This window comes from Planomonospora algeriensis (assembly GCF_977012225.1).
This window is the reverse complement of sequence record NZ_CDRNDK010000313.1, coordinates 1-7,830: the sequence shown is the minus strand read 5'-3', so window position 1 is coordinate 7,830 and position 7,830 is coordinate 1. Positions and strand designations below refer to the sequence as shown.

The 7,830-nt window shown below is 70.2% G+C and carries 11 protein-coding genes; 2 read left to right on the top strand and 9 right to left on the bottom strand.

The features are described from left to right. Positions 1-73 precede the first annotated feature (73 nt). The 5 genes from ACWJ6R_RS25730 to ACWJ6R_RS25710 all read right to left on the bottom strand — a co-directional run bounded on the left by ACWJ6R_RS25730 (position 74) and on the right by ACWJ6R_RS25710 (position 3,068). Positions 74-490 (bottom strand): PIN domain-containing protein, encoded by a 417-nt coding sequence (locus ACWJ6R_RS25730; RefSeq protein WP_449064703.1) that lies wholly within the window; start codon positions 488-490, stop codon positions 74-76. Then, a complete protein-coding gene (locus ACWJ6R_RS25725) occupies positions 466-774 on the bottom strand; it encodes a hypothetical protein (RefSeq protein ID WP_449064702.1) in 309 nt (102 codons plus the stop codon). The genes ACWJ6R_RS25730 and ACWJ6R_RS25725 overlap by 25 nt, the downstream gene beginning before the upstream one ends. Before the next feature lie 235 nt (positions 775-1,009). Then, positions 1,010-1,690 (bottom strand): response regulator, encoded by a 681-nt coding sequence (locus tag ACWJ6R_RS25720; RefSeq protein WP_449064701.1) that lies wholly within the window; start codon positions 1,688-1,690, stop codon positions 1,010-1,012. After that, positions 1,687-1,947, bottom strand: a complete 261-nt coding sequence (locus ACWJ6R_RS25715) for a sensor histidine kinase (RefSeq protein WP_449064700.1) — start codon at positions 1,945-1,947, stop codon at positions 1,687-1,689. Before ACWJ6R_RS25715 ends, ACWJ6R_RS25720 begins: the two co-directional genes overlap by 4 nt. Further along, on the bottom strand, positions 1,932-3,068 hold the full coding sequence (locus ACWJ6R_RS25710) for a sensor histidine kinase (protein ID WP_449064699.1): 1,137 nt from the start codon (positions 3,066-3,068) through the stop codon (positions 1,932-1,934). Before ACWJ6R_RS25710 ends, ACWJ6R_RS25715 begins: the two co-directional genes overlap by 16 nt. Before the next feature lie 574 nt (positions 3,069-3,642). Here ACWJ6R_RS25710 and ACWJ6R_RS25705 point away from each other — a divergent pair. Next, positions 3,643-4,803, top strand: a complete 1,161-nt coding sequence (locus tag ACWJ6R_RS25705; RefSeq protein ID WP_449064698.1) for an alpha/beta hydrolase family protein — start codon at positions 3,643-3,645, stop codon at positions 4,801-4,803. 104 nt (positions 4,804-4,907) lie between these two features. Next, positions 4,908-5,102, top strand: coding sequence for a hypothetical protein (locus ACWJ6R_RS25700; RefSeq protein WP_449064697.1), 195 nt, complete (start codon positions 4,908-4,910; stop codon positions 5,100-5,102). A 113-nt stretch (positions 5,103-5,215) separates the two neighbouring features. On the opposite strand, the gene ACWJ6R_RS25695 is transcribed toward ACWJ6R_RS25700, so the two are convergent. From ACWJ6R_RS25695 to ACWJ6R_RS25680, 4 genes are all read right to left on the bottom strand, one after another. Beyond that, positions 5,216-5,797, bottom strand: a complete 582-nt coding sequence (locus ACWJ6R_RS25695) for a dihydrofolate reductase family protein (protein WP_449064696.1) — start codon at positions 5,795-5,797, stop codon at positions 5,216-5,218. Positions 5,798-5,862: 65 nt separating this feature from the next. Continuing rightward, a complete protein-coding gene (locus ACWJ6R_RS25690) occupies positions 5,863-6,693 on the bottom strand; it encodes a helix-turn-helix domain-containing protein (protein ID WP_449064695.1) in 831 nt (276 codons plus the stop codon). A 207-nt stretch (positions 6,694-6,900) separates the two neighbouring features. Further along, positions 6,901-7,425: an NUDIX domain-containing protein gene (locus ACWJ6R_RS25685; RefSeq protein WP_449064694.1), complete on the bottom strand. Its 525-nt coding sequence runs from the start codon at positions 7,423-7,425 to the stop codon at positions 6,901-6,903. Between the two features lie 132 nt (positions 7,426-7,557). Then, the gene (locus tag ACWJ6R_RS25680; RefSeq protein WP_449064693.1) at positions 7,558-7,770 is read right to left on the bottom strand and encodes a hypothetical protein; all 213 of its coding nucleotides are present in this window, start codon (positions 7,768-7,770) and stop codon (positions 7,558-7,560) included. Between the last annotated feature and the right edge of the window lie 60 nt (positions 7,771-7,830).

The following is a 7,830-nucleotide window of genomic DNA, read 5'->3' as shown; positions in this document are numbered from 1 at the left end:
ACGTCAATCCCCAGATTCGCGGACTATCCCGCTACATCAACTGCGGAACCCCGGCCTCGGCCCTCGAACCGTCTCAGACAGGGACCACCTGCACTGCTTTCCCGCACAGTTTGCCCATGTCGTCCTCGTCAGACGTGAGAACGACGGCAGGACGCGCCGAGCACAGGGCGGTGGCCGCGACCACGGCGTCGATGGCGTACTTGTGACCGTGCAGGCCGGCGTCCCGAAGCAGCTCGACGGCTCGCGACGAGATGCCCTCGGTCACCGGCTCGATCTTCAGCCGGGACAGGTGCCATCTGAGGCGATCGCTTCTGACGCGGACGTCCTGCGCCTCGATCGGTGTCATGGCGCTGACCACGACCCGGAAGTCGTTGTCCTGCGCCTCCCTCACGAACGCGGTCACCCGCTGGTCCGCCTCGCACCACTTCACGAGCCCCTCGCAATCGAGAACGACGGTGCCCGCACTCAACCGGCTTCGTGTGCGCGCCATCCGTCCTCCTGGAGTTCGGGCGCGGATCTGACCCGGCGGAACAATTCCGCCGCCTCGTCGCGCAAGGACTGCGGGATCGGCCCGGAAGCGGCCTCGTTCGCCTGCAGGGCCTCCTCCAGGAGGTCCCGTTCGATCTGTCGCTCCACAGCGGCATCAACGTAGGCGGAAAATCCGCGGGCCCCGACTCGCTCTCGGACGGCACGGATGTTGCCCGTTCTCAGAGACACACTGACCTTGGCCGCCGGACCGTCTCCCGGGGCGAAGTCTCGCTCTGGCATGCTCATGAGCTCAGTTTACTACTTGAAGTAGCAAAATACCGGCCCTCGCCCTCGCGAGGACCGGCCGCTACACGTTCTACGCGCCACCGGCCGTGAGGTCGACCGGGCAGGAGGCCGGTGCCGCCGATACCGCAGTAGCCGCCGGGGTTCTTGAAGAGATATCGCTGGTTTTAACGGCTCGCTTCAGACAGCAGATCCTCCCCGCCCGTCCGGAACCGGACACCCCGGCCGGCGGGGCCGGTCAACCGGTGGCCGATGGGCCGCCCGGGGAGATCAGTCCGGTTTCGTAGGCGAGCACGACGGCCTGGACGCGGTCGCGGAGGCCGAGTTTGGACAGGATGCGGGCGACGTGGGTCTTCACCGTCGTCGCGCTGAGAGTCAGCCGGTCGGCGAGTTCGGCGTTGCTCAGGCCGGTGGCGAGCAGGCGCAGCACCTCCAGTTCCCGTGGCGTCAGTCCGGACAGATCCCGGTGGAGACCGGCCTTCGCCTCGTCCCGGGGTGCGAAACGCTCGACGAGGCGGCGTGTGATGGTGGGTGAGAGCAGGGCGTCGCCGGAGCGCACCAGACGTACCGCGGCCACCAGGTGCTCGGGGCTGACGTCTTTGAGCAGGAAGCCACTGGCGCCGGCGGTGAGGGCGGCGTAGACGTAATGGTCGAGATCGTAAGTGGTCAGGATGATGACGCGGGTCTCGTCCGCTCCGCCGCTCATGATCTGGCGGGTGGCTTCGATGCCGTCCATCCGCGGCATCCGGATGTCCATGAGCACGACGTCCGGCCTGGTGCTCCGTACGGCGGCGACCGCTTCGACCCCGTCGGCCGCCTCCGCCGCCACCTCGATGCCGTCGACGGAGAGGATCATCCGGAACCCGGTACGGACCAGCGCCTGGTCGTCGGCGATGACAGCGCGCACCGGCTCGCTCATGCGGCGGCCCACGGAATACGGGCCATGATCCGATAACCGCCCCCCGCCACGGGCCCGGCGGCCAGGGTGCCGCCGTAGACGGCCAGCCGCTCACGTAAGCCGATCAACCCGCGGCCGTTGCCGGTCCGCGCCTGGGGGCCCGGCGCGCCGCCGGCGTCGGTGACCTCGATCTCCAGCCAGCCGCCGTTGCGGCCGATCGCGACGGACGCCGTCGCGCCGGCCGCGTGCTTCATCGTGTTGGTCAGGCCCTCCTGCACGACGCGGTAGACAGTGAGGCCGACCCCGTCGGGCAAGGGGTCCAGCGGCGAGAGCGCGATGTCCACCGGCACCCCCGCGGCGCGCACCCGCTCGACGAGGCCGCCGAGCTGGTCGAGGCCGGGTTGCGGTTCGAGCCCGTCGCCCCGGCCGTCCACGCGGCCGTCCTCCGGTCCTGCGAGCAGTCCATGACGTTGCGCAGCTCGGCCATGGCGGCCCGGCCGCTGCTTTCGATCGCGAGCAGGGCCTGCTTGGACAGTTCCGGCTCGGCGTCCATCACTTTGCGCGCCGCACCCGCCTGGATCACCATCACACTCACATTGTGGGTCACCACGTCATGCAGCTCGGCGGCGATCCGGGAGCGCTCGGCCTCGACCGCCCTCCGCATGGCGTCCTCCTGCGCCCGCTGGAGTTCGGTGAGCCGGTCCCGGCTCCGCCGCAGGAACCGGACGACGCTCGCGCAGACCCCGGCGCTCAGCAGGACCACGTAGGGCCCCAGCCAACCGGGGAGACCGGGAAGACCGGACGCGACGTCCCGGTCCACGACGCCGGCGAGCACGGCCGCCAGCAGGAGACCGGCCGCCGCGGGCACCCGGTTGCGGCTGTGGACGACGGCGCTGTAGCCGGCGATGAAGCAGGCCAGTACGGTGATCCACGTCTCACCGCCGTCCATGGCCAGCACCGCGGACGCCACCACCCAGAAGGTCGCGAGCGGATACCTGCGCCGGGCCGCCAGCGGCAGGGCGGTCAGCGCGACCAGGAGCACGGGTGGCTCGTACTCCTCGGGGACGGCGCCGGACGGCGGATGGATCCGCTCCGGGGCGGCCGACTGAACGCCGATGCCCCCGTCCGGTAGCGCCGGAGGAGACGGAACCGCCGGGAGGGACGGAGCCGCCGGAGGCTGCGGCAGCCGCAGCAGCTCGATCAGAGGACGCGGTTGCACGTCGACGCGATGGACCGGACCCTGCAGTCCCTCCGCCGCCATCAGCGCGACGACGGTCAAGAAGATCGCGAGCAGCCCGTCGGCGACGAGAGCCCTTCGAGACGGACGGGCGGTTCGCGGTTCCGGCCGCAGTACGTCCTGCACGTACTGCCGCCAGAGCCGTCGTTCGTCTGCTGCCACCGACATATTTTCGCGTTCGCGCGATCCACCGCACATCGTCTTCAGTGCCCACGGCGGTGTCCGCCGGGAGTACATCGCGAGGATGACACCGCGGGCGGATCATCCCCCGGAGGGGCCCGATACCGGCACGACGGCCGACGCGTGCGGGCGTCGGCCGCTTCTAGCCTTGTCCCCGCCATCAGCCCCGCAGGACTTCTCCGGCGAGGCGGCCGTTTCAACCGGAAGGACGGGCACGTTCGTGACTCCTCCACTCCCTGAAGGGAGCAGCTTCTCGCTTTCCTCTGCCGAGGTAGGCGACGGACAAGCCCTGTCCGTTTCAAGCAGAAGAACTGTAACAAGGAAGCGATTCCCCTGCCGGGCGAACCCGGCAGCCCCCTCGCTGGATCTGATGGGTCATGTGGCGGAGACGGCGGACACGGACGGGCGGTACGGCGGCGCGGGCACACCGGCACACACCGCAGTGGGAAGCGCGGCCGCCACCGGCCGGGGCTCCTCTCGAAGCGGAAGGGGCCGGAGCCTGTGCTTCGGTGTGATCGCCGCCGGGCTGCTCGCATCCGTGGCGACCACGCCGGCCGTGTCCGCCCGGTCCGTGTCCGCCCGGTCCGAGGCCGCCTCGTACGCGTCCGCGCCTGCCGCGGCCGGCCTTTCGCCGACGTCGATCGGCACGCCCCACCTGCCCGAGCCGACCGGTCGGCATCCGGTCGGCACCACGTCCCTGTACCTGAAAGACACCTCCCGCCCCGACCCCTGGGTCCCCTCGGTGAAAGCCCGGGAGCTCATGGCCACCCTGTGGTACCCCGCCGAGTCGCCAGGCCGCGAGCGGGCCCCGTACATGACGCCCAAGGAGTCCGAGCTGCTTCTGAAGAGCGGAGGGATCACCGGCGTTCCGGTCGACACGCTGAGCAGGACGCGGACCAACGCCTTCACCGACGCCGGCCCGGCAGGCCGCAGGCGCGGTCTTCCCCTCGTCGTGCTCTCCCCGGGCCACACCAAACCCCGGAGCGAACTCACGGCGCTGGCCGAGGATCTGGCCAGCCGAGGCTACATGGTGGCCGCGATCGACCACACCTACGAGAACGTCGCCACCACCTTCCCCGACGGGCGGGTGGCCACCTGCGTCACCTGTGGGATCGAGAAGGATCCGGCGTGGTGGGGGAAGCTGGCGAAGAGCCGGGCGGCCGACGTCTCCTTCGTGCTCGACCGGCTGACCGGGGCCCGGCCGAGGTGGAAGGGCGCCCGCCTGATCGACCCGTCCAGGATCGCGATGGCGGGTCACTCCGTCGGAGGAGCGAGCGCCATCGCGGCCATGCTCGGGGACTCCCGGATACGCGCCGGTGCGGACGTCGACGGCACCACGGAGGTCCGGATCCCGGCCAGGGGGCTGGCACGGCCGTTCCTGTTCCTGGGCAGGTCGGCCGCCTACACCCCGGGCGAGGGAGACGCGGCCGCCACCTGGGAGCGCGACTGGAAGCAGCTGACCGGCTGGAAGCGCTGGCTCCTGGTGACCGGGGCGGAGCACACGTCCTTCACCGACCTGGGCGTGCTGGCCGACCAGCTCGGCATCGACACCGGCGCCGGCATACCCGGTGCCCGCGCCATGGACATCACCCGCAGATACGTCGCGGCCTTCTTCGACCTGCACCTGCGCAAGAGATCCCAGCCCCTGCTGGACAAGCCGTCGCCCCGTTATCCCGAGGTCGAGCACTGCTCTCCCGAGACGAAGACGTGCCGGTAGGACGCCTTATGGCACCGCGTCGGATCCTGCCCCCGCCATGACCTGCCGAGCCGGTCGGCGAACGGGATACGTTGATCTTCTATACGGAGGAACGGAGACAGTGGATGGGCGCCTGGGGTCCCGCGCTGTTCTCGGACGATCTCGCCTGCGACGTCCGGGACGGCTACCGCGCCCTCGGTTTCGAGCCTCTGATGGGCCTGGTCCGGTCACGCCCCCAGGATGAGGTGCTCGATCCTGAGGCGTACACGCACTGGGAAGGGCTCGCCGAAACCATGCAGCGGTTCGCGGGTTGCCGTTGACGGCGATCGTCTTCGGCAGGATCGATACGACCCACCGGAAAGATCTCCCGGCCCGAGCGCTCCCCCAGCGGGACATCAGCCCCTGACATGAGCAACGATCCCGCTCGGATCGATCACCGGCGCACCCGATAGCGCAGGTGGAGCACCCGGTCGCCCTGGATCACCGCATCAGGGTCCTCCAACAGGTGCTGCGCGTCGACCGGCCCGAAGTAGCGCTTGCCGGAGCCGAACACAACGGGTACGACGTCCATGCGCACCTCGTCGACGAGCCCCGCGGCCAGCATCTGGCCGCCGACGTCACCGGCGGCGACCTCGACCGTACGGTCGCCCGCGAGCTCCTGCGCCCTGGCCATCGCCGCCTCGACACCGTCGACGAAGTGGAACGGCGCCTCGGGGTCCCAGCCCTCAGGCATCGGCCGGTGCGTCACGACGACCACGTGGTCGATCCCGCCCGGCGGCTTCCCGTCCCAGCCGTCCGTCAGGTCGAAGACGTGGCGGCCGACGATCGTGACCCCGATCTGGTCCCAGTACGCCCGGGTGTAGTCGTAGGAGGTCTGTGACACCTTCAGCTCACCGCTCTCATCCAACGGGACGTCACCGCCGGACAACCAGTCGAACAGCGGTCCGGGCCGGTCGTTCTCGTCCGCGATGAAGCCGTCCACCGACACCGAGCCGTACATGACCACCTTGCCCACGGGGCTCTCCTCTGCTTCGGGGTGCCCCAAATTAGCGTGGCGTGCGCTGCCGGTCTTGTAAAAAATCAATCGGCCGGCAGCGGCCAGCCGTCCAGCGCGTGGCCGGGGTGTTCGCGCAGGAACCGCCGCCGGACCTCGACGTACCGCGTCGGCGTGAGCCCGGTGAACGCCCGGAACTCGTGGCCGAAGTGGGCCTGGTCGAAGTAGCCTGCGCCACCGGCGAGATCGCCCCAGTCGATCGGTCCGGCGGGATCGATCGCGAACACGGTGGCGGCGAAGCGGTGGGTGCGGGCCAGCCGCTTCGGCGTGACGCCGATGAGCTCCTTGAACCGCTGTGCCAGATGAGTGCTGCTGACACCGGCTGCCGCGCTCAGGTCGCCGATCGCCACCGACCCGCCGGTCGCCGCGATGACGCTGCTCGTACGGCGGACCAGCCCCAGGCCGGCGGTCTCGCGCAGCCGCCGCATCAGCTCCTGCTCGAGCAGCGTCAGCATCTCGTGCGGTCCGTCCGCCGTGGCCAGCCGGTCTCGCAGCTCGACAACGGCGGGCCGGCCCCAGACCTGCTCCACCGTCACTGGCCGGTCGCACAGCTCGGCCGCGGGCATCGGCAGGAACGGCGCCGGCCCCCACGGCTTGAAGTGCACGCCGACGGACCGGGTCCCCGGCGGATAGCCGAACTCGAAGGCGCGGGTGGGTGTGGTGACCACGCAGCCGTCGGCGTACTCGGCCGTCTCGATGTCGGTGCCGGCGCGGATGCGGAACGGCGCCCCGAGGTTGACGATGAGCAACGCCGCCGGCATCGGCGGCAGCGTCAGCCGGGCGTACGGCGGCGCACCCTCCAGGTAGTAGAGGTCGTCGACCAGCCCGTCCAGCGGCGGTCGCGGCACTCTGGACACGTACTCCACACGTCACAGCATCACCGATGCCCAGGCGGACCGCCAGGTCGCCGCAGGCCGTCGATCGCAGACGATGTCATACGAGAAGGCTTGTCCGTCAGGCCTCGCCGGAGGTCAGGCCCACCGGGCACGCGACCCCGGTGCCGCCGGTGCCGCAGTAGCCGCCGGGGTTCTTGAAAAGGTACTGCTGTCGGGATGGTTCACGTTCTACGGCTCGGTGAGGACGTACAGCAGGGCGGCCATGCTGGTGCCGCTGACGATGTCGCCTTTGCCGACCAGATCGCGGATGTCGGCGAGCGGGACCCATTCGATGCGCTCGGCTTCCCATGCTTCGGTCGGCGGACCGATGTGGGTGGCGCTGTCAGCGCGGAAGATGTGGTGGACGGAGTCGGAGATGCCGTTGGTCGGCTGGACGCGCAGCAACGGGCGCAGCGACCCGGGACGCCAGCCGGTCTCCTCCTCCACCTCGCGTGCCGCCGCCGCCATCGGTCCCTCACCGTCGTCGATCTTCCCGATGGGGATCTCCCATCCCCACGAGTCGGTGATGAAGCGGTGCCGCCAGATCAGCAGGACCCGGCGCTGAGGGTCGGTGACGACGGCTCCGGCTCCCGGGGCGGTCCGGATGAGACGGTGGTCGAGGTGCCTGCCGTCGGGAAGCTCCACGTCCGCCACCCGGACATCGAGCCACGGGTCGGTGTAGAGGGGTTCTTCGGAGTGGACCTGCCAGCGCATGCGGCGTGCTCCTGGTGTGGTGACCTGGTCTCGGCCCCACGCTACAAGGGCACGCGCGCCTGCCGGTGGGCACGCGTCAGAAACTCCTTGACCACGCGGGCGTCGAAGGGACGCAGGGCATCGGCTCCGGTCTCAGGGGGGCTCATCGTCGTGATGGATCTGCGCGGCGGCGCTCTCTGACCGGCGCAGATGCGCGTGGCAGCTCGCCCGGTCTCCCATCCGCGCGTACGCCTTCGCCTGGAGCGTGTGCAGGTCGGTGACCAGGGCGGGACTCAGATGGCCCCGGGCGCCTCGCAACGCGGTCTCGGCGTACTGGATGACGTAGCGGTGTTTTGCCCTCGCCATGGCCTCCTGCGTTCCGCAGCTCCGGGCCGATCCATGCCACGTTCGGCCCTGAAACCGCAG

Excerpts from the sequence above, each read along its gene's own strand:
- ACWJ6R_RS25725 (WP_449064702.1), bottom strand. The coding sequence starts at position 774 with ATGAGCATGCCAGAGCGAGACTTCGCCCCGGGAGACGGTCCGGCGGCC.
- ACWJ6R_RS25720 (WP_449064701.1), bottom strand. The coding sequence starts at position 1,690 with ATGAGCGAGCCGGTGCGCGCTGTCATCGCCGACGACCAGGCGCTGGTC.
- ACWJ6R_RS25680 (WP_449064693.1), bottom strand. The coding sequence starts at position 7,770 with ATGGCGAGGGCAAAACACCGCTACGTCATCCAGTACGCCGAGACCGCG.
- ACWJ6R_RS25700 (WP_449064697.1), top strand. The coding sequence starts at position 4,908 with ATGGGCGCCTGGGGTCCCGCGCTGTTCTCGGACGATCTCGCCTGCGAC.
- ACWJ6R_RS25685 (WP_449064694.1), bottom strand. The coding sequence starts at position 7,425 with ATGCGCTGGCAGGTCCACTCCGAAGAACCCCTCTACACCGACCCGTGG.
- ACWJ6R_RS25730 (WP_449064703.1), bottom strand. The coding sequence starts at position 490 with ATGGCGCGCACACGAAGCCGGTTGAGTGCGGGCACCGTCGTTCTCGAT.